We start from the raw sequence: 20,706 nt of genomic DNA, 5'->3' as shown, positions 1-20,706 counted from the left end.
GGGCGCACGGATCGACGGCCGAAGCCCCGGCGGGCGCCCCCTTCGACTCCCCCTGGCTCTCCCCGACTTCCCCTGCTCCCCTCTGTCTGGACGAACGATGCCCCGTTCCCGTTCCCGTCCGCCTCCCCGGACACGGCCTCACGGGTCCTGTTCAGCGCGAGTTGGGCTACGGGTTGGGCCGGAGGGCGGTCCATTTCACCGTGACTTCGCCCTGGCGCCACCGCCGTACCCCGTCGGCCAGCGGCCAGTCGCCCGACAGCGACCGCACCGCCGTGATCCAGCGCTGCCGGGCGCCCAGCGAGGCGTACGGGGCCGCCGCGGCCCACGCCCGGTCGAAGTCCCGCAGGAACGCGTGGACCGGCTCGCCCGGCACATTGCGGTGGATCAGCGCCTTGGGCAGGCGTTCCGCGAGGTCGGACGGGCGGTCCAGGGAGGCGAGCCGGGTCGCGAAGGTGACCGTGCGCGGGCCTTCCGGGCCGAGCGCCACCCATACGTGCCGGCGCCCGATCTCGTCGCAGGTGCCCTCCACCAGGAGCCCGCCCGGCGCGAGGCGGGCGCACAGCCGCCGCCAGACCGCGGCGACCTCGCCCTCGTCGTACTGGCGCAGCACATTCGCCGCCCGGATGAGGGCGGGGCGCTCGGGGAGCGGGATCTCGAACCCGCCGTGAAGGAAGGTCAGGCCCTCGCGCTCGTACGGCTTCGCCGCCGCGACCCGCTCCGGGTCGATCTCGATGCCGACCACGGACGTGCGCGGCTCGGCGGTGCGCAGCCGGTGCAGCAGCTCGACGGCGGTCCAGGGCGCGGCACCGTACCCGAGGTCGACGGCGACGGGGTGGTCGGCGCGGCGCAGGGCCGGGCCGTGGGTGGCGGCGATCCAGCGGTCCATGCGGCGGAGCCGGTTCGGGTTGGTGGTCCCGCGGGTCGCGGTGCCGATGGGGCGCATGACAGCGAGCGTAACGAGCTCGCGGCGGGCGGCAGGCGGCGCGGGGCCCGGTCCGGTGGGCGGGTGCCGCCCGCCCGGAGTGCGGGGCCCGCACTGCAATGATTTGGCAAAGCGGAAATGAAAGGAGGTATTCCGCTGTTGCAGCCGATCGCAGGGGCTCGGGTCCCTTCGGTGTCATGCCCTGGATGAGGAGGACCGGACGACGTGAATCAGTACGTCTCCCGGCTCGGCAGCAGCCGTGTCGCACCGCGCCTCAGGTTCCCCGCCGCGTTCCCCGGCGGCCACCGCAAGCCCCGCCGCATCGCGATGCTCTCCGTGCACACCTCGCCCCTGCACCAGCCGGGCACGGGCGACGCGGGCGGGATGAACGTCTACATCGTGGAGCTGGCCAGGCGCCTCGCCGCGATCAACATCGAGGTCGAGATCTTCACCCGGTCCACCACCGGCGGGCTCCCCCCGGTGGTCGAGCTGGCGCCCGGCGTCCTGGTCCGGCACGTCGACGCGGGGCCGTACGAGGGCCTGGCCAAGGAGGAGCTGCCCGCCCAGCTCTGCGCCTTCACGCACGGCGTGATGCAGGCGTGGGCCGGCCAGCGCCCCGGCTACTACGACCTCGTCCACTCCCACTACTGGCTCTCCGGCCATGTCGGCTGGCTCGCCGCCCAGCGCTGGGGCGTCCCGCTCGTCCACGCCATGCACACCATGGCGAAGGTCAAGAATGCGGCGCTCGCGGCGGGCGACACCCCCGAGCCGGCGGCCCGCGTCATCGGCGAGACCCAGATCGTCGACGCGGCGAACCGGCTGATCGCCAACACCGCCGAGGAGGCGGACGAGCTCGTCCGCTTCTACGAGGCCGATCCCGGGTCCGTCGCCGTCGTCCACCCCGGGGTCAACCTGGACCGCTTCAGCCCCGCCGACGGGCGGGCCGCGGCACGGGCGCGCCTCGGACTGCCGAAGGACGCCCTGATTCCGCTCTTCGCGGGCCGCATCCAGCCGCTCAAGGCCCCCGATGTGCTGCTGCGGGCGGTCGCCGTCCTGCTGGACCGCGATCCCACGCTGCGCTCCCGGATGGTCGTACCGGTCGTCGGCGGCCCGAGCGGCAGCGGGCTGACCAAGCCGGAGGGGCTGCAGAAGCTGGCGGCGCGGCTGGGCATCGCCGATGTCGTACGGTTCCAGCCGCCGGTCGGGCAGGAGCAGCTCGCCGACTGGTTCCGGGCCGCTTCCGTGCTGGTCATGCCCTCGCACAGCGAGTCCTTCGGCCTGGTCGCCATCGAGGCGCAGGCGGCGGGCACCCCCGTCGTCGCGGCGGCCGTGGGCGGTCTCCCGGTGGCGGTGCGGGACGGGGTCAGCGGCTTCCTGATACCCGGGCACGATCCGCAGGCGTACGCGCAGGCGCTGGCCCGGTTCGCCGACGCGCCGGAACTGGTCGCCCGGATGGGCGCGGCGGCCGCCGCGCACGCCCAGGGCTTCGGCTGGGACACCGCCGCGTCCGCGACCGCCGACGTGTACACGGCCGCGATGCACGAACACCGCCGCCGCGTACGCTCGCTCCATGGCTGACGTACGCTCGCACCATGGCTGACGTACCCGGCGGAGCGGCACCGACCGAAGCGGCGACGACGCGGGTCGCGCAGGTCATCGAGGCGACCCTGAAGGACGCCGGGCTCGAATGGGAGAGCCCCGGGCCGGGTGATTACGTGGTCAAACTGCCCGGCACGCGCAAGCTGTCCACCACCTGCTCGCTGCGCGTCGGCAAGCACTCGCTCTCCCTCAACGCCTTCGTCGTACGCCACCCGGACGAGAACGACGCCGCGGTCCACCGCTGGCTGCTGGAGCGCAACCTCCGCCTCTTCGGGGTGAGTTACGCGATCGACGGGCTCGGCGACATCTATCTGGTCGGCAAGCTGCCGCTGACCGTGGTCACCCCGCAGGAGCTCGACCGGCTGCTCGGCACGGTCCTCGAAGCGGCCGACGGTTCCTTCAACACCTTGCTGGAGCTGGGTTTCGCGAGCGCGATCCGCAAGGAGTACGAGTGGCGGGTGTCGCGCGGCGAATCCACCCGGAACCTGGACGCGTTCACGCATCTGACCCAGCGCCCGGCCGGATGACCTGCGGGCCGCGGCGTGGCTGTGGGCCGCGGCGCGGCCGACCGGCCGGACCGGGGCCCTGTCGACCGGCCCAACTGACGGAACCCGCCTGAAGATTCACCGCTGCACGCCTCTTTCGTCGTGCAGCGGAGCCGTGGCATGCTCGCCGCCGACGCAGATATGAACGTCGTTCACATGGATGAAAGGCGGCTCGGATTCATGGCGATCGGATACATGGCGATCGAGGGGAACATCAGCAGGCGTGGGTTGCTGGCCGGTGCCGTGGCTGTCGCCGCGACGGCGGTCACCGGTACCACCGGCAGCGGCCCGGCAGCCGCCGCCGAGGGCCGGGCGACCGTCGGCGGATCGCGAGCGGCCACCCCGCTCTGGCGGGAGTTCGCCGCCGCCCCGTTCACCCATCCGCAGATCCCGTACATCGGCCGGGCCGGCTACCGAAGCGGCTCCCGCCCGCCCCGCCGAACCGGCCGCGGCTTCGTCGCCGACGTCCGGCACTACGGCGCGAAGCCCGACGGCTCCACGGACGCCGCCCCCGCGATCAACCGTGCCATCGCCGCCGCCGGAGAGCGCGGCGGCGGCACGGTGCTCATCCCCGAAGGCACGTACCGCATCGACGACATCATCCGGATCGGCCACAGCGACGTGGTGGTGCGCGGCGCGGGCAGCGGGCGCACCAAGCTGTACGCGACCAGGAACCTCACCGAGCTGATCGGGGTGTACGGCAGCCGGTACGGCGGCGACAAGTCCAGCTGGTCCTGGGCCGGCGGCCTCATCTGGCTCTGCCCGACCGACCGTTGGACCTCGCTCACCGACGCGATCAGGGTGAAGTCCTGGCCCTTCGAGGGCTGGACCGGCAACCGGCGCGACGAGTGGCGGACGCTGACCGCCGTCGCCCCCGCCCGCCGGGGCGACCGCTCGATCACGGTCCGGGACACGACGGGGCTGAGGCACGGCGGGCTCGTCCTGCTCCGGCTCGCCGACGACGCAGGCCACACGCTCCTGGAGCACATGGCGGGCGGCGGCCCCGGCCCCGAGGCCTACCATTGGGACGACAAGACCAAGCTGACCTCGTACGTCCCCTACGAGTGGCCGGTCCGCGTCACCTCCGTGCACGGCCACCGGGTCACGCTGGAGCGCCCGCTCCCGCTCGACGTCCGACCCGAGTGGGATCCGCGGCTGACCACCCTCGTCACCCCGCTCACCGGCTCCGGCGTCGAGGGCCTCACGCTCGAAGCGGTCGAGACCCCGCAGTCGCCGCATCTGCTCGACAAGGGGTACAACGGGGTCGCCTTCCAGTGCGCGTACGACTGCTGGGCCGACGACATCACCGTCCGCCACGTCGACAACGGCTTCGGCCTGATCGCCGCCTCCGCCTGCACCCTGCGCCGTACGAAGGTCGCCGGGCGCGGCTCGCACCATCCGTACTACTGCCGCGAGGGCTCGCACGACAACCTGATCGAGGACTTCACGATCGAGCGGCGCACCGTGCCCGCGCCCGCCGGGACGCAACTGCACGGCATCAACGTCGAGGGTCTGTCCAGCCACAACGTGTGGTCGCGCGGCGTGATGGAGATGGGGACGTTCGACTCCCACCGGGGCATGCCGTTCGCCAATGTCCGCACCGACATCACGGTGGACAACAACGGGCGGCACGGCGGCGACGCGAGCGCGGGGCCGCTCTTCGGCGCCCGCTTCACGCACTGGAACATCCGGGTCACCAACGGCCGGGCGGGCCTGATGCGGATCGACGGACTCGCCCCGTACAGCGCGACGGTCGGCATCAGCGAGGTGACGGAGTTCGACCAGATCGACGTCCCCGACTTCACCGGCGATCTGCACACCCGGCTGGAGGCGTACGGCACACCGGAAGCGGTGTGGCCGCCCAATCTGCACGACGCCCAGCGGGCCCTGGCTCTGAGGCCGGCGGGAGGCGGGCGCCGCGCTCAGTCCCTTGTGCGCAGCGCCGACTCCACGTCCGCCAGGGCCGATTCGAGCTGAGGGGCGACCTCTGTCCACGCCCATTCCAGGTCCTCCCCGGAAGCGCGGCGCGGGACGGTCTCCACCAGCATGATCAGGTAGAGGTAGCAGCGGTAGAGCGCCAGTCGCAGCCGCACGGACGCGCCGAACACCACCGGTCGTCCGCTGCCGTCCGCGTACCCGGCGAGGAAGTCCTCGTCGTCCTCCATGTTCCCGAACAGGGCGAGCGATACGAAGTCGGCGACCGGGTCGCCCCAGAACATCCGCTCGCCGTCGACGATCCCGCCGATGGTCCGCGCACCGGGCTCGCCGTCGACGAGAAGGTTGCCCTGCCACAGGTCGAAGTGGACCAGGGCGGGCCGCGCGACGTCGTCGAGCACGGGCGACGCGGCGGCGAGCAGGGCACGGATACCGGCCGTCGGGCGCGGCAGCCGGGCGCGGTAGGCGTCCGCGTCGGCGAGGACGGCGTCGGTCATCGCGGTGAACGCCTGCCGCCAGGACGGGGCCAGCGGGCCCACCGCCAGGGAGGGATAGCCGAAGCCCGCGGGGTTCGTGACGGCGTGCAGCCGGGCGACGATCCGCCCCAGGTCCTTCCTCAGCCGGCGCTCCTCGGCAGCAGGCAGGGAGCCGGGAGCGAACTCGCTCCACGACCGCCCCGGACAGGCCGACATCACCACGTACGGGCCGGTCGGCGCGGCCGGGTCGAGCTCGCTGTGCAGGACACGGGGGACCGGTGCCGAACCGTCCGCGGAGGTGTAGAACGTTGCCTCGTTGACCAGCAGATCGCGCTCGTAGCCCATCAGCGTTCCGGGGGTCGCTGGCGGCGGTATCTTCACCACCCATTCGCCGCCGTCGGTGAGCGTCACCCGGGAGACCGTGTTGAACGTGCCTCCGGCGAGCGGCGCGCATCGGGCGATCCGGTCCTCCGTCAGTCCAACGGAGCGGAGAACGGCTGAGGTTGTTCCGTCTGCCTGCATGGGAGCGATTGTGCCTGCGCGCCGGGTCCCGGTGTGGGCCGTGGTGGTAACGGACGGTGCCTTCACAGGATGATCACGGCGCCGTCACGATCGCATCCCGTGCCCGACTTGATTGATCATCAAACCAATTTCCGCTCATAGAGTGAGCAAAACCGAACACCCAGCTCATAGAGACGGACCGGACCATGCGCTCCACCGCCGTACGCCGTACCGCTGTTGCCGCCACCGCGGTGTCCCTGGCCCTGCTCGCCACCGCGTGCGGCGGCGGCTCGGACTCCGGTTCCGGGGACAAGGGGGCGGACGCCAAGGGCAAGGAGTCCGCGGCCGCCGCGCCCGCCGGCAAGGCGCTGAGCGCCGCCGAGCTGGAGAAGGCCGCGCTGACCCAGGGCGACGTCAAGGGGCACAAGATTTCCAAGGCCGCGGCCAAGGACGTGGTCTCCGCCGACGACATCAAGGTCGAGAAGGAGGTCTGCGCCCCGTTCGCCGACGCGCTGATGGGCGCGCAGGTCGGTGAGCCGGGAGCGTTCACCAAGCGCACGGTCGTCAGCGAACCGAAGAAGAGCAACCTGGACAAGCAGGACAGCGGGGACGCCGAGGAGGCGTTCAAGGCGGCGTTCGACATCACGACGACGCAACTGGCCCTCGGTTCGTACGACGGCAAGGGCGCGCAGGAGTCGGTCGCCTCGCTGCGCACCGCCGCCACCGAGTGCGCCGGTGGCTTCGCGTTCACGGCGGCCGGTGAGAAGCAGAAGGTCAGCAAGATCACCGAGGAGCAGGTCAAGGGCGGCGAGGAGGCGGCGGCCTGGTCCGTTCAGGTGGAACAGGGCGGGGAGAAGGTCGAGTTCAAGCTCGTGGCCATGCGTCAGGGCGCCTCGTTCGCCTCGTTCTCCTCGATGAACCTGGCCGCGATGGGCGGCGGCGGGGACTTCGAGCTGCCGACCGCGGTGGTCGAGGCGCAGGCCGCGAAGCTGGCCTAGGGCCTGTCCGGCGGATCACGGCCGGGGTCGCGGCGGCTGACACGGCACCTCGCAGCGTTGCCGAAACGTCCGAATAGCTCCGCTATTAGGACGCCCCGGCGCCTTGCGATGCACCGCACCAGCCGCCGCGCCCTGTCCGACCCTGATCCGCCGGACAGGCCCTAGGTGTTCTGTCCCGGGAGGTTGTGGACGGGTGATGCAGGTCTCGGTTGAGGGATCTTGAACGGGTGAGGGCCTTCCGGTTCGGTGTGGATTGCGACGTCTACACCAACTGAAAGGCCCTCGTGCCCCACCGTAATGCACCCCTGACCGAGACCGGACGCCTGCGCCTGGCCCGCTGCGTGGTTGAGGACGGCTGGCCGCTTCGCCGGGCCGCCGAACGCTTCCAGGTCTCACCGACCACGGCCCAACGCTGGGCGGACCGGTACCGGCTGTTCGGCGAGGCGGGCATGACCGACCGTTCCTCCCGCCCGCACACCAGCCCGCGCCGCACCCCGACCCGCACCGAACGCCGGATCATCAAGGTCCGCGTCCTGCGCCGGTGGGGACCGGCCCGCATCGCGCACCTGCTCGGGCTGGTGCCCTCCACCGTGCACCGCGTCCTGACCCGCTACCGCCTGGCCCGCCTCACCCATCTCGACCGGGCCACCGGCCGCGTCATACGCCGCTACGAACGCGACCGGCCCGGCGAACTCGTCCACGTCGACATCAAGAAACTCGGCAACATCCCCGACGGCGGCGGACACAGAGCCCTCGGCCGGCCCGCGGGCCGCAAGAACCGGGCGAACGCCGGCTACAGCTACATCCACACCGCCGTCGACGACCACTCCCGCCTCGCCTACAGCGAGATCCACGGTGACGAACGCAAGGAGACCGCCACCGCCTTCTGGACCCGGGCCCAGCAGTTCTTCACCTCATGCGGCATCACCGTCGAACGGGTCCTGACCGACAACGGAGCCTGCTACAAATCACACGCCTGGCGCGACACCCTCGCAGCGGCCGGCATCGCGCACAAGCGGACCCGCCCTTACCGGCCCCAGACCAACGGCAAGGTCGAACGCTTCAACCGCACCCTGCTCGACGAGTGGGCCTACGCGACGACCTACCGCTCCGAGGCCGAACGACGCGACGCCTACCCCCGATGGCTCCACACCTACAATCACCACCGCGGACACACCGCACTCAAAGGCAAACCACCCGCCAGCCGCGTCCCCAACCTCACAGGGCAATACACCTAGGGCCGGACGGGTACGTGGCGTCCCGCACGTGAGTATTCGTACTCATGATCGGAGTTTCGCGCCTCGTGCAGGCTGGTAGTACCAGCCAGCGACGAGGAGCGACTATGTACCGGATCAGCCGACTCGGCCGGGGGGCGTCCGCGAGGAGCGGACGCCCCCCGAGCCGTTCCGCAGTGGGGCTCGCCCTGGCCTCCGTGACCGTGGCGGCGCTGACCACGGGCTGCTCGCTGGAGGACGCGATCTGTGGCGGCGGCGAGTATCCGGTCATGACGATCGGAAGCACCGGATCGGCCTGTGTGCCCGACGACGAGGACCCGCCGAAGGGATACGTCCGGTACCCGAAGGGCAAGGTCCCCGAGCACGTGGACGACAAGTGGGACAAGTACTGGCGGACCCACAGCGTGGACAAGGACGGCCGGATCATCGAAGTCCCGGCCGGTTCCTAAGGGCTGTCCCGCCAGGGATGACGGGACAGTCCTTAGGGCGGACGCCGGCTCAGGGTAGCGGGACGAGCCTGACCACGGTGACGATCAGGACGGACCCGGAGACGTAATAGAGCACGATCGCCCCGGCGACCGTCGCCTCGCGGCGGTCGCGCTCGCTCTTGACGGCCGACGATCCGTGTCCGTACGGGTCGAGGCCCAGGGTGCGGGCCATCTCGGCGCGGAAGGTCTCGCCGTCGCGCATCTTGGCCAGGGAGTCGTCGGCGGGCGGTGCGTAGGAGATACGGAAGCTCAAGCGACGCTCCGCCTCTCGGCCTCGTCCTGCGCCAGCCGGTCCAGGATCCGTTCGGCCTCGGGATCGGGTACGGCCTCCAGCATCCAGTGCCGCATCACGGCCTGGATCTCGTGCACACCCGCCTCGTTGATGGCGCGGTCGAACTCCTCGCGTCTCTCCTCGGGCAGTGTGGCCCGGATGGCCGGAATGCTGTTGGGCACGTCGACCTCGGCACCGCCGACGAAGGTCTTCAGGGGCTCGCCCATGGTTGCTCTCCCCGCTCTCCTTGCTCTCCCCGCACGGCCCGTCCGGTCGGCTCCGCCCTTGCGAGGGCCGGTACTCGGGTCACCGTAGCGCCAGCGCCGACGACGGACACGGAGCCCACGCGATACGGTCCCCCCGTGACAGCGACATCATGGGACATATTGCTGATCGGTGGGGCTTCGGGCGTCGGCAAGAGCCGGGCGGCGGCCCAACTGGCCGGTGGATCGGACGAGTCGAAACGGTTCGTGGTCGAGTTCGACGACGTCGTCAGCGCCGTCGAGGCCATGACGACGGCCGAACACCATCCCGCACTCCACCACTTCGACGGCATCCCCGACACGGCGCGGCTCACCGTCGACCAGGTGCTGGATCTCCAGATCGCCACCGCCAGGGCCCTCGAACCCGCGGTGCTGGGCGTGGTCCGCAACCGCCTGACCGTCGACGTGCCCGCCGTGATCGAGGGCGACTACCTCACCCCGGCCGCCGCGGCGGAAGCGATCCGCGAGGGACGGGCGGCCGGACGCCGGGTACGGGCGGTGTTCCTGCACGAACAGGACCCGGACCGGATCACCGCCAACTACGCCTCCCGGGAGCCCGACAGCGGCGAACAGCGGCACCGGGCACAGGTCAGCGCCGCGTACTCGCACTGGCTCGCCGACCAGGCGGCCCGGCACGGGCTGCCGGTGGTCGAGTGCCGCCCCCGGGACGGCCTCGCGGGGCGCCTGGAACGGGCGTTGGGGTAGGGCGGGCCGGCCCGGCGGATCAGGACCGGTGGACCGGCCGGCGTTGTCACACCCCCGCCGTACGCTCGGGCCATGAGCGTTTCTGTCTACTACAGTGCCCGCCGGGCGGAGCCGCTGACCGGGGCCGAGTCCGCCGCGATCGAGCGCGTCGTCGCCGCCCGCACGGAGACCTTCCCGTACGACGACGAGGAGAGCCTGTATCTGTACGGCCCGGGTGACGGCGACGAGGACGACGAGATCGTCGCCGGGTCCACGAAACTGCCGGGCGACCCCGGCAGGTGGCTGCCGGTGACGGCCCATGTGCTCGACTCCGTCAGCGAGCTGCGCCGCGCCGTCGGGGGAGCGGAGTGGCACGTCCACCTGGATGACGTCGACGTCCCGTGGGACGAGGGGGAGGGATACGTCCTGCCCGGCATGCGCGACACGGCACTCGTCGCCGAACTCGGCGGCCTCCACGACGCCCCGGACGGACCGGCGGGGTGAGGGCCGGGGCGGGCGCTTGCCTCGGTGCCGGCCGGCCTCATCGGGGTGGGCCAAGTACCTCGTCGGCGCTGCGGGGTTCCGTCCGCGGCTGTCGGTTGAGCTCGTGGCGCTCGATGGAGGAGCGCCGGTAGACCTCCTTGCGGGCCCGCATGATGTTGCCGAGGGGCGCGTGCTCGGCGGTGACCCGCCAGGGCGTGAAGGACAGCGAGTCCATCTTCTCCAGGTTCTCCGGGCCGGAGATGTCCTGCCGCGGCAGCCGCAGCTTCGCCACGGTGACGGACGGCGAGAGCTGTTCGGGCCACTCCACGGTGGTGTCCTCCACCGGCATGCGCTCCAGGTCGGTGCAGAGCTGGACCTGGATGTCGAAGGCGTAGGGCCGTTCCTGCAGTTCGGCCTGGAGGGCCGGCCGGAAGACCTCCTGCGCGGAGGTCGGGTCGATGTCGCGCCGGACCACCGCGGCGGCGGAGGACGGGTCGGGGGTGATGCGCACCTTGGCGATGTAGTCCCCGTGCCGGACCGCGCCCATCGTCCAGTAGCTCGACAGCAAAAGATTGGCCGGGGGAGTCTTCGACAGGCGCAGGAAGGCCAGGAACTCGTCCCACGCCCAGTCGTCCTGGTCCAGCGTTCCCTTTCCGCTCACGAAATCGGTGAAGAAGCGATGTGCGCCGGGCCGGCCCCGGGAGAAGTAGGCCGGCGCGTTCAGGAACAGTTCCTGGATGAACAGGTAGTGCTCGACCGTGTTGCAGAAGAAGATCGGTCCGTTGATGTTGGCGTAGTCGAATGTGCCGGTGTCCGGTTCGTCTTCCAGCAGGGTCGGGCCGGGGATGCCGAAGATCTTCAGTGCCAGTCCGGTGGCGGCGCCCAGTCGCGCGTCGGCTCCGGCGTGAGGCGAGCCGTTGGAGAAGCGGATGAGTGCGTCGTGGGTTCCCGGGGTCGCGTAGATGCCTTGGGCGTACTCGGGGGGAAGCCCGTCCAGGATCTCCACTTCCCCCCGGACCAGCCCGTAGCCCTTGGCGTGGGCATCGCGGAGGGCCCGTCCGGTACCACCGGTCTCGACCGATTCGGCGATGTAGCTCTCGGTCTTCTCGATCACCGTCCGCAGGTTCTCGTCGAAGTGCGGGTCATCGTCTTCGACCTCGGGCGTGTAGCGGACGAACTGTGCTGCCATGACTTCGACCTCTCCTCGGAGAGCGTGATCGGACCTGGGGGTGAGAATCGCCGTCAGTCCTCCAGTTCGGCGAGCCAGCGCAGGGCACGCAGACCCGGCAGGAAGCAGTACTCGCCGCCTCGGGTGACCACGAAGCTGGGCAGGTTCCGCAGGCGACGCCGGACCGGCTTCCCGGGGATGGTGACGCTGCCGGTTCCGCCGTGATGCCCGGCCACCGGGTCCTTCTCGCCGGGGTAGCCGATGAAGTTGCCGTCGTTGACCCACTCGGCCTTGATGAACTCGAACTGTCGTTCCAGGTGGGCCCCGATGAAGGCTCCGACCAGGCCCCGGTCGGCACCGTCGTCCTCCAGCACGCCCTCGGGCAGCGGCGGCCCGTAGGTGGTGCCGCGACGGATGAGGCGGTGCATCCGTGCGTCGCCGATGATGGTGGAATCGCGGGGGTTGGTGCGCCGGATGTGCGCACCGGCGGGGCACCGGTAGCCGCGATCGTCGTTCTCCCGGTACAGGAAGTTGTTGACGCGGTCCGGATCGGCCGCCAGCTCCGGATCATCGTGCTCCGGCGAGAGGGCCAGCGGCGCCCCGCTGGGCCAGCGCCCGACCATCTTCGCCGCCAGGAGCGCCTCCTCCTCGGCGCTGGAGCTGTTCGCGCGCAGGTAGCGGCGCCAGGCCGCCACATTGGTGTGGACCTTGCGAACGGCCACGTAGGTCCCGTTGCGCCCCAGCACATCGGGGCTGGGCATGGGCGGCAGGCTGCCGGTCTCGTCGGGGTAGCCGAGGATGAACTCGCCCGCCTTGATGGGTGTTTCCTGCGGGTTGGAGCCGGGCAGTCCGACGCCCTCGATGTTCGGATGGCTGATGCCGTCACGGAAGCCGAAGGTGGTGCGCCCGGTCGGGAGCTGGCGTACCTCCTGCTGCCAGATCACCCGGACACCGGGTGTGTCCTCGTAGGCGACACGGGCCCGCTCCAGTTGCTCGTCCAGCTGGGCCGTGTCCGAGGAGAGGGCGCTCAACGCGATGTGGACCTCGCCCGTTCCGAACGGTGTCTCCCAGCGGGCCGGTGCGCTCTCGCCCACGTCGCCGATCATTTCCGCCCGAGTGGCCATGCCCTCACGGAACGCCCGCGGGAAGCTGTCCAGCGACTCCTGGGGCACCCCCAGGGCCCTCAACCCCTGGTAGGTGAACGCCACGGCCACCCAGGCGTCCTGCCTCCGATCCGCGCCGGGCAGGCCACCCGAGGTCACGGGGATCAGCCGCCGCAGCAGGGCGCGCCCGGCGCGGCGGTCATCGACGCGCAGGAAGATGAACTTTCCCTCGTAGGGCACGGGCCGTGGACGCAGTGCCCCGCTCTGGACGTCGTCGATCTCGACGCGCCCGCCGGCCGTGCTGCTGCTTGCCGTCGCATTCATGCTTGCTCGTGCCTCCACATCGGTCTCCGCCCGGACAGTCCGAGCAGCGACTGGTTTCCGCGCCCGCCGACGCGGTCCACGGATGTGGGGTCGGCTCTCAGGGGCGGTCGTGTGCTGGTTCCAGGGCGTGTTTCAGAAGTAGCGTCGTCCGCCCGGAGGGCGGGTCTCGCGAACAGGCCCTAGGCCGAGGCTTCCGCCAGCAGCTTCTGGAAGGCCGGGGTGGCCACCAGCTCGGCGTTCGCCGGGTTGTCCAGCGCCGACCGGAACTCGGGGGTGTCCAGCACGTCCTGGAACGCGTCGTCCACTCGCTGGTCCTTGTAGATCTGCTGAACGGTCAGATCGGGGTAGGCGCTGACGAAGACCCCCGCAGGCGCCTGGTGGGCGACGAACCAGTCCTTGGCCCCCGGATCGCTGACGCCGGGGAACCCTTCGCTGTGCGAGAAGACCTTGTCGAAGCGGGCCCCGACCACCGTCTTGGCGAAGTCGTCGATGTAGGTGTCCCAGGAGCCGTCGAAGACGCTGGCGAACATGAACCGGGTGTCATTGTCGAAGATCACGTGCCGTGCGTCATGCAGGGTGCCGATCTGGCGCACCGCCGCATGGACCCGCTCGTCGTCCGCCGCGTCGGAGAGCGTGGCGAGATCCTCACGCAGGGCGTCGGCCTCGCCCGGCTTGATCTTGGTGAAGACGGTGAACTCGCTGCAGACCCCGTCCGACCTGCCTGGCCGCTCGGGGTGAGCTGATCGGGCCGCACCTGTCGTCGCAGTCATCGTGAGATTCTCCTGCCACGGATCGATGCGAGGGTCGCCAAGCGCCCGGAACATGGGGCGCCCTCGCCCTCACACAGCAATCCTCACCACGGATGCGCTGCCTCGCATCTCGGCTCCTGGGCGTGATGGCCATGACGTTCCGTGCCGCGCCCGCTCCCGAGGACAGATCAGGCCCGGCGCAGGAAGATGGAACAGGGACATGCCGAGTACGTCGGCGTCACCACCCTTCGGCAGCCCTTCCGCGCGGCCCCGGCCACAGCGGCGCAGCCGACCACGCAACCGGCCACTGCGCCGCCCAGGCGGTCGTGGCACCCGCCTACGCCGAGCCCCGCTGCGGATCGCCACGCCGACCCCCACACGGAGGCAACCATGGGCGCAGTTCTCGGCGACGTCCTGGGTTTCGCGGCGGCCGTCGCGGTGAGCCCGCTCCCGATCATCGCGATCATCCTCGTACTCGCCACGCCCCGGGGGCATCTCAACGGAGTCCTCTTCACCGTCGGCTGGATCCTGGGACTCTCGGCACTGGGCGCGGTGATGCTGGCCATCGCTTCCCCCGCAGGCGCCTCCGCCCACAATCACCCGGCCACCTGGGTGGGAGCCCTCAAGCTCGCTCTGGGCGTGCTCCTCGTCCTCTTCGGCGCTCGGCAATGGCATCGGCGTCCCAAGGATCCGTCGCAGGCCCAGCTGCCGAAGTGGATGGGCGCGATCGACCGCCTCACGCCGGTCAAGGTCTTCGCACTCGGACTGGCCCTGGCCGCGCTCAACGCCAAGAACGCCCCGCTGACCATCGCCGCGGGCGCCGCGATCGGCTCGGCCGGACTGCCGGTCGGTCAGCAGATCGCACTGCTGGTGATCTTCGTCCTGATCGCCACCCTCGGCCTGCTGACCCCGCTGGGAGTCTTCCTGCTCGGGGGAGAACGGGCCAGGACCACTCTCGGCAACTGGAAAGACTGGGCGGCTCAGCACAACGTCGCCGTGATGGCCGTCCTGTTCTTCGTTCTCGGGCTGAAACTGCTCGGAGACGGCATCTCCGTCCTCACCTCCTGACAGGCCTGCCGCCGTCTTCGACACGGCCCGGTCCGGCTCCTCCCGCACCTGACGGCCCGGCCTCGGTGCAGTGACAAGCCCCCTGCCCGCGGAGCGTCCGCAGGCAGGGGGCTTGATCGTGCCGGGCTACTTCTTGCCCTGGGTCTGGCGGGCCCGTATTTCGCCGCTGGTCAGAGAGGTGTGCGCCCCAACTGGCCTGCGTTTGGGCGGTCGTTGGTGGCCGTTGTCTGTCGTCGTTGGTCTTCCTCGGAGGGCCCAGTGAGGGCCCGGCGGTGTCGCCCCGGACCCTCACTCACGAAGAGGAGCAGCCTCCCACCGGGCTTGCGAGCACGGCCCCCTCCGCCCGCAGGGAAACGCAAGAGGCTCCGGATCTCTCCGGGGCCTCTTGTCTGTTTGCACTCGGCAGGGATTCGAACCTGCAACCTTCTGATCCGTAGGCGCGTGCAGGTCGCAGTCGATCAAGTCGCAGAAGCCATCCAATGCATCAACGTCGCACCTTGCTTCAGGTAACCGTCCGTGACTATGCACCGCTGTCCGTGCTTGTTGATGTCAGCTGCTGATGTCAGCACCGCGCGTCCGCGCCGAGGACCGCATCCGCGCCGCCCGTTCCACCGGCCTGCGCAACCTGCCCTGTACGACACGCCCCAGAGCCAGATCTGGCTGGAGATCATCCAGATCGCCCTCGACCGGCTCGAAGCTCTGCCCAACCCTGGCTGACCAGCAGCATCCCATACCTGCTACCAGCACCATCACAACCGGAGCCGTGGAACCCGGCGCCCACCCGGCACGACAGCCGGACCATCAGCCCTGCCCGCAAGCAGAAATCTTCACTCTGAACGAGCAAAGGGATCGTCAGCAAGCTGACGATCCCTCATGCAAGATCGAGGCTAACGACACCCCTTCGACTGCGTCGGTCCCTTCTGCGTGAAAGGCCGAGCCTGACCGGGGCGGGGCCCCGACGGCGAACTGTCGATCAGCGTGACGCGGGCGGGATGCTCTGCTCGTACTGGAAGACGTTGCAGGGGTCGTACTTCGCCTTGATCTCGCGCAGCCGCTCGAAGTGGCGTCTCCCCCAGTAGGCGGTCTCCCACTCCTGCATGCCGACGTTCGGCACGTTGACGTAGGCGCCGTCCACGAAGCTGCGCATCGCCTGGCTGAATTCGGCGGTCCAGGCCTGGCACGTCGAGGTGAGCGGGTCGCAGACGCCTGGTGTCGTTGAAGGAGTCCCCCAGGCTGCGCCGATCTCGCCGTAGAAAATCGCGTCGCGGTGCACGAACGCGGTGCCGCCGCGGGGCTCCTTCTTGATCGCCCCGCCGAAGGCATCGACGAAGTAGTTGCTGTCCTCCGTGGGAGCGTTTCGCATGTAGTAGCCGATGACGTCGATCGCCTTCTTCGGGAACAGCTTCTTGGCGAACTGTGAGAAGAACTTCACGTTGGCGGGCTCCTGAGAGCGCGGGACCTGGGCTCCGGCAAAGATGGGGCCCCAGTTACCGGCCTGCACCTTCACATCGGGCGTGCCGATCGACAGGATCGGGGCCAGCATCTTTCTGGCCTCTGCCGCCGTGCCCTCCGCGAGCCACGCGAACAGCAGGATCTGGGACTTGTGGATCTCGACTTCGGATCCGAGGCGGTTGTCGGCGAACGGTACCGTACGCTGCCATGCATCGAAGATCCCATGCAGGTCCGTAAGGCCGTCCCAGGTCGCCTGCACATAGGCGATGCGCTTGAGCGGGTGCACCTTGTAGGTGAGTTGCGTGACGATTCCGAAGTTGCCGTTTCCCGCCCCACGGAGCGCCCAGAGCAGGTCTGAGTGGTCCTTCAGGTCGGCATGGATCACCTCGGCGCAGTCGCGACCCGACGGGACGACGACCTCGGTCCCGATCAGGCTGTCACAGGCCATGCCGAGCCAGCGGTTGAGGGGGCCAAGGCCGCCGCCGACCGTCGCACCGACCAAGCCGACGCTGCCCTCGCTTCCGGTCGTGACCGCGAGGTCCTGCTTGGCGAGCGTCGTCACCGCTTCCAACTGGGTCAGGCCGGCGCCGACCGTCGCGATACGAGCGTCGGTGTCGATGTGGACCGACTTGAGCTGGCTGACGTCGATCACGATGCCGTTGTCGATGTTCGACCAGCCCTCCAGGGCGTGGCGGCCGCTGCGTACCCGCAGCGCGACGTTGTGCTGCCGCGCCCAGGTGAGGGCGTTCACCACGTCCTGGGTCTCCTGGGCGAAGACGATGACCAGCGGGTAGTGAGAGAACAGCTGGTCGTAGTCGATGCGATCATCCGTGTACGAGGCGTCACCGGGGCGGACGACGCGACCGGTCAGCTTCGCCGGCGGACATCCCGACGACCCTTTAGTCGGGTCGCTCGCGGCCAGAAGGCCCGAGGTGCTCGCGGCCGCAATGTCCGGCGCGCCTGCGGCCGTAAGGCCCGGGATGACGATCGCCCCGGCTCCGGCGGCCGCTGACGCCCTGAGCAGGTAGCGGCGGGAAAAATCGCTCAAGGTCCAGATCCTCTCGATCGGGCTACGCCGCTACGCGGCTGACGGAGCCCTTACCCGCCAGCCGCCGGGCAGTCCTTTGTGGTCGACCCCCGCACGGTAACGGGGCGACCATGCGGTGTTTCCCGACACGCCAATTGAGGACGATGACGACAGCCTGAAGGAGTAACTCAGCGGGATCCCGTCATAACCGGTTTGGGATGCACCGTGGGCTGGTCACTCGCGGGACTCATCGTGCGAACGGTGTGCCGCTGTGCGCACGTGTACGCCGGTTGGTGTCGGCCGCTGATGTCAGGCCGCCCGCCTGTTTTTCCTGACCACCACTGGCAGAAGGCCACGGTCGCGTCATCACCGGATTTGTAGGCGCTTTTACCTCGGAAGCCCGCTTCCTCGACCAGCTATTCAACGCGGTCGGTCCACGATGACGGGCCCTCATCGGTACGTGGGTCTGGCAGGCCCGTTTTCCGCCCCTGGCCGGTGTTCGCGCCTCCGAAGGGCGGCAAGCTTCGCGACGTACCTCTGCCCGATCCGGTGGCGGAAGCGCTCAAGGGGCACATCGAGCGGTTCCCGCCCGCAGAGATCACGTTGCCGTGGATGCGGTCGAACGGCCAGCCCGTGACCAAGCGCCTGATCTTCAGTGGGCCCAACGGTGGCCACGTCTGGCGTACGTCGCTGAATGAGGACCACTGGAAGCCCGCCCTGGCGTCCGCGGGCGTTATCCCGAAAGTCAGGAGTCGGGAGCACGCTGCCGCACGGGAGCACGGCATGCACGCCCTCCGGCACTTCTACGCGTCCGTGCTCCTGGACGCGGGCGAGAGCATCAAGGCCGTTAGTGAATACCTCGGGCACTCCGACCCCGGGTTGACGCTGAAGGTGTACGCGCACCTCATGCCCAGCAGCCGGGACCGTGCCCGGAAGGCACTTGGCCAAGCGCTTCGGCCGTCGCAGGATCCGCCGCACTGAGGGCCCACAGTGGACCCGGGGCGTGAAAATGCCTCCCACCGGCACGGAAAGTGCAGGTGGGAGGCATGATCGCTTTTCTTGTTACTTCTTGCCCTGGTTCTTCACAGCCTCGATGGCGGCCTTCGCCGCGTCCGGGTCGAGGTACGTGCCGCCCGGCTTCAGCGGGCGGAAGTCGGCGTCCAGCTCGTAGACGAGCGGGATGCCGGTCGGGATGTTCAGGCCCGAGATGTCGGCGTCGGAGATGCCGTCGAGGTGCTTGACCAGGGCCCGGAGGCTGTTGCCGTGGGCGGCGACCAGGACGGTCCTGCCGTCGAGGAGGTCCGGGACGATGTCGTCGTACCAGTACGGCAGCATGCGGACGACGACGTCCTTGAGGCACTCGGTGCGCGGGCGCAGCTCCGGCGGGATCGTCGCGTAGCGCGGGTCGTCGCTCTGCGAGAACTCGGTGCCGTCCTCCAGGGCGGGCGGCGGGGTGTCGTAGGAGCGGCGCCAGAGCATGAACTGCTCCTCGCCGAACTCGGCGAGCGTCTGCGCCTTGTCCTTGCCCTGCAGGGCGCCGTAGTGGCGCTCGTTCAGCCGCCAGGAGCGGTGGACGGGGATCCAGTGGCGGTCCGCGGACTCCAGCGCGAGCTGCGCGGTGCGGATGGCGCGCTTCTGGAGGGAGGTGTGCAGGACATCGGGGAGCAGACCGGCGTCCTTGAGCAGCTCACCGCCGCGGACTGCCTCCTTCTCGCCCTTCTCCGTGAGGTTGACGTCCACCCAGCCGGTGAACAGGTTCTTCGCGTTCCATTCGCTCTCGCCGTGGCGGAGGAGGATCAGCTTGTACGGTGCGTCGGCCATGGGCCCGAGCGTAATCGAACCCGTACGGGCGCTGCGCGGCCGGTCACAGGGCGGACAGGGCGGTCGGGGCGGACGGCCGGGAGCGGACGATTGACGGCAGGCGTCAATTGACTGGCGGACCGGAATCCGGGATTCGTAACGTACGGAAAGCCAGCGGGCCTCTTACCGATGGTGTCCGTTCCGTACTTCCCTGGGGGGATTCCGTATGTCTGTCGCCGGTCTCAGACGGGCCGCACGCGAATCCGTGTCCGGGCTCCCCCGGCAGTTCTGGTGGCTGTGGACCAGCACGCTGGTCAACCGCCTCGGAGGGTTCGTCGCCACGTTCATGGCGCTCTACCTGACCCTGGACCGGGGCTACTCGGCCTCGTACGCCGGTCTGGTCGCCGCGCTGCACGGGCTCGGCGGGGTCGTCTCCTCGCTCGGGGCGGGGGTGATGACAGACCGGCTCGGCCGCCGGCCCACCATGCTCATCGCGCAGACGTCGACGGCCGCGTCCGTGGCCGTGCTCGGATTCATGGTCCATCCGGTGGCGATAGCGGCGGTCGCCTTCGTCGTCGGCATGGCCAGCAACGCGTCGCGGCCCGCCGTGCAGGCGATGATGGCCGACATCGTCCGGCCCGAGGACCGGGTGCGGGCCTTCTCGCTCAACTACTGGGCCATCAACCTCGGCTTCGCCGTCTCGTCGGCCGGTGCCGGGTTCGTCGCCGAGTACAGCTACCTCGCCGGGTTCCTCGGCGAGGCCGCGATGACGCTGGCCTGCGCCGTCGTCGTCTTCATGAAGGTGCCCGAGACGCGGCCGGAGAAGCCGGTGGTGTCCGGACACGCGGTCGACGACGGTGCGGAGGAGGTCCGGCTCTCGACCGTGCTGCGCGACGGGCGGTTCATGAGCGTCGTCGGGCTGTCCTTCGTCATCGCCCTGATCTTCCAGCAGGGGTACGTGGGGCTGCCGGTGGCGATGGGGGCGGACGGGTTCTCCAGCTCCGACTTCGGTACCGCGGTCGCCGTCAACGGGGTGCTGATCGTGGTGCTCCAGATCCCCGTCACCCGCTTCATCCAGCACCGCGATCCGCGCCGGCTGCTCCTCGTGTCGTCGCTGCTGGCGGGATACGGATTCGGGCTGACCGCGTTCGCCGGGTCGGTCGCGGTCTACGCGCTGACCATCTGCGTCTGGACGGTCGCCGAGATCGTCAACTCGCCGATCCAGAGCAGTCTGGTCGTCCGGCTGTCGCCCGCCCGGGGCCGTGGCCGCTACCAGGGCATGTACACGATGTCGTGGTCCGCCGCCGCGCTGATCGCGCCGCTGATGTCGGGCCTGGTGATCGACCGCTTCGGGGCGCAGTGGCTGTGGGGCGCGTGCGCCGTCCTGGGGACCGGGGCCGCGCTGGGGTACTGGCTGCTGATGCGGAACCTGCCGGGGGCGGACGCGGTGGCGTCCGAGGGGAGCCGGGTCGCGGAGAGCGGCGGGGGAGAGCCCGCTTCCGGAGCCGAGGCCGCCGTCGAGCGGGCGGGCCTCTGAGAGCCGCCGCACCGCACACGGCGGCGCCCCGCGCGGAGCGGATCGGCTCCGCGCGGGGCACCGCCGGTATTCCGCGGC

General features: G+C 70.1%; 19 protein-coding genes and 2 pseudogenes. 12 read left to right on the top strand and 9 right to left on the bottom strand.

Annotated features, from left to right (window positions below; translation table 11 throughout):
• Positions 1-166 precede the first annotated feature (166 nt).
• The gene (locus OG520_RS18315; protein ID WP_389977946.1) at positions 167-943 is read right to left on the bottom strand and encodes a class I SAM-dependent methyltransferase; all 777 of its coding nucleotides are present in this window, start codon (positions 941-943) and stop codon (positions 167-169) included.
• A gap of 204 nt (positions 944-1,147) precedes the next feature.
• Here OG520_RS18315 and mshA point away from each other — a divergent pair, with 204 nt between their 5' ends.
• From mshA to OG520_RS18300, 3 genes are all read left to right on the top strand, one after another.
• A complete protein-coding gene (mshA, locus tag OG520_RS18310) occupies positions 1,148-2,500 on the top strand; it encodes a D-inositol-3-phosphate glycosyltransferase (protein WP_406013866.1) in 1,353 nt (450 codons plus the stop codon).
• A 14-nt stretch (positions 2,501-2,514) separates the two neighbouring features.
• On the top strand, positions 2,515-3,048 hold the full coding sequence (locus tag OG520_RS18305; RefSeq protein ID WP_399334518.1) for a YbjN domain-containing protein: 534 nt from the start codon (positions 2,515-2,517) through the stop codon (positions 3,046-3,048).
• A gap of 174 nt (positions 3,049-3,222) precedes the next feature.
• Positions 3,223-5,043 (top strand): glycosyl hydrolase family 28-related protein, encoded by a 1,821-nt coding sequence (locus OG520_RS18300; protein ID WP_406013865.1) that lies wholly within the window; start codon positions 3,223-3,225, stop codon positions 5,041-5,043.
• Here the strand turns inward: OG520_RS18300 and OG520_RS18295 are convergent.
• On the bottom strand, positions 4,989-5,999 hold the full coding sequence (locus OG520_RS18295; RefSeq protein WP_406013864.1) for a phosphotransferase family protein: 1,011 nt from the start codon (positions 5,997-5,999) through the stop codon (positions 4,989-4,991). The genes OG520_RS18300 and OG520_RS18295 overlap by 55 nt on opposite strands.
• Positions 6,000-6,184: 185 nt before the next feature.
• Here OG520_RS18295 and OG520_RS18290 point away from each other — a divergent pair, with 185 nt between their 5' ends.
• The 3 genes from OG520_RS18290 to OG520_RS18280 all read left to right on the top strand — a co-directional run bounded on the left by OG520_RS18290 (position 6,185) and on the right by OG520_RS18280 (position 8,660).
• The gene (locus OG520_RS18290) at positions 6,185-6,976 is read left to right on the top strand and encodes a hypothetical protein (protein WP_406013863.1); all 792 of its coding nucleotides are present in this window, start codon (positions 6,185-6,187) and stop codon (positions 6,974-6,976) included.
• A 284-nt stretch (positions 6,977-7,260) separates the two neighbouring features.
• The gene (locus OG520_RS18285) at positions 7,261-8,214 is read left to right on the top strand and encodes an IS481 family transposase (RefSeq protein WP_406013855.1); all 954 of its coding nucleotides are present in this window, start codon (positions 7,261-7,263) and stop codon (positions 8,212-8,214) included.
• A gap of 104 nt (positions 8,215-8,318) precedes the next feature.
• A complete protein-coding gene (locus tag OG520_RS18280) occupies positions 8,319-8,660 on the top strand; it encodes an SCO0607 family lipoprotein (protein WP_406013862.1) in 342 nt (113 codons plus the stop codon).
• Positions 8,661-8,709: 49 nt separating this feature from the next.
• On the opposite strand, the gene OG520_RS18275 is transcribed toward OG520_RS18280, so the two are convergent.
• On the bottom strand, positions 8,710-8,952 hold the full coding sequence (locus OG520_RS18275) for a hypothetical protein (RefSeq protein ID WP_093540259.1): 243 nt from the start codon (positions 8,950-8,952) through the stop codon (positions 8,710-8,712).
• Positions 8,949-9,197, bottom strand: a complete 249-nt coding sequence (locus tag OG520_RS18270; RefSeq protein WP_266416166.1) for a hypothetical protein — start codon at positions 9,195-9,197, stop codon at positions 8,949-8,951. The genes OG520_RS18275 and OG520_RS18270 overlap by 4 nt, the downstream gene beginning before the upstream one ends.
• 135 nt (positions 9,198-9,332) lie before the next feature.
• Here OG520_RS18270 and OG520_RS18265 point away from each other — a divergent pair, with 135 nt between their 5' ends.
• Entirely contained in the window at positions 9,333-9,938 is a 606-nt protein-coding gene (locus OG520_RS18265; RefSeq protein WP_399331126.1) for a hypothetical protein, read from the top strand.
• Between the two features lie 72 nt (positions 9,939-10,010).
• On the top strand, positions 10,011-10,421 hold the full coding sequence (locus OG520_RS18260; protein ID WP_406013861.1) for a hypothetical protein: 411 nt from the start codon (positions 10,011-10,013) through the stop codon (positions 10,419-10,421).
• A 37-nt stretch (positions 10,422-10,458) separates the two neighbouring features.
• Here OG520_RS18260 and OG520_RS18255 read toward each other — a convergent pair whose 3' ends face one another.
• From OG520_RS18255 to OG520_RS18245, 3 genes are all read right to left on the bottom strand, one after another.
• Entirely contained in the window at positions 10,459-11,589 is a 1,131-nt protein-coding gene (locus OG520_RS18255) for a catalase family protein (protein ID WP_406013860.1), read from the bottom strand.
• A 53-nt stretch (positions 11,590-11,642) separates the two neighbouring features.
• Positions 11,643-12,995, bottom strand: coding sequence for a Dyp-type peroxidase (locus OG520_RS18250; RefSeq protein WP_406013859.1), 1,353 nt, complete (start codon positions 12,993-12,995; stop codon positions 11,643-11,645).
• Between the two features lie 179 nt (positions 12,996-13,174).
• Entirely contained in the window at positions 13,175-13,765 is a 591-nt protein-coding gene (locus OG520_RS18245) for a hypothetical protein (protein WP_406013858.1), read from the bottom strand.
• A gap of 369 nt (positions 13,766-14,134) precedes the next feature.
• Between OG520_RS18245 and OG520_RS18240 the strand changes: the two genes are divergently transcribed.
• Complete coding sequence (locus OG520_RS18240; RefSeq protein ID WP_399331136.1) at positions 14,135-14,812, top strand: GAP family protein; 678 nt, start codon at positions 14,135-14,137, stop codon at positions 14,810-14,812.
• Between the two features lie 571 nt (positions 14,813-15,383).
• Positions 15,384-15,517, top strand: a pseudogene (locus OG520_RS18235) (IS1380 family transposase); the annotation flags it as partial.
• Between the two features lie 268 nt (positions 15,518-15,785).
• On the opposite strand, the gene OG520_RS18230 reads toward OG520_RS18235, so the two are convergent.
• Positions 15,786-17,312: an FAD-binding oxidoreductase gene (locus tag OG520_RS18230; protein WP_399331138.1), complete on the bottom strand. Its 1,527-nt coding sequence runs from the start codon at positions 17,310-17,312 to the stop codon at positions 15,786-15,788.
• A 471-nt stretch (positions 17,313-17,783) separates the two neighbouring features.
• Here OG520_RS18230 and OG520_RS18225 point away from each other — a divergent pair.
• Positions 17,784-18,272: pseudogene (locus tag OG520_RS18225) on the top strand (tyrosine-type recombinase/integrase); the annotation flags it as partial.
• Positions 18,273-18,353: 81 nt separating this feature from the next.
• On the opposite strand, the gene OG520_RS18220 reads toward OG520_RS18225, so the two are convergent.
• Complete coding sequence (locus OG520_RS18220) at positions 18,354-19,112, bottom strand: phosphoglyceromutase (RefSeq protein ID WP_266416147.1); 759 nt, start codon at positions 19,110-19,112, stop codon at positions 18,354-18,356.
• 205 nt (positions 19,113-19,317) lie between these two features.
• On the opposite strand from OG520_RS18220, the gene OG520_RS18215 reads away from it, so the two are divergent.
• The gene (locus OG520_RS18215; RefSeq protein ID WP_406013857.1) at positions 19,318-20,628 is read left to right on the top strand and encodes an MDR family MFS transporter; all 1,311 of its coding nucleotides are present in this window, start codon (positions 19,318-19,320) and stop codon (positions 20,626-20,628) included.
• The last annotated feature ends 78 nt before the right edge of the window (positions 20,629-20,706 follow it).

The sequence above is a fragment of the Streptomyces sp. NBC_00984 genome, from assembly GCF_045162475.1.
Classification (GTDB): Bacteria; Actinomycetota; Actinomycetes; order Streptomycetales; family Streptomycetaceae; genus Streptomyces.
This window is presented reverse-complemented; position numbering and strand designations above follow the sequence as displayed.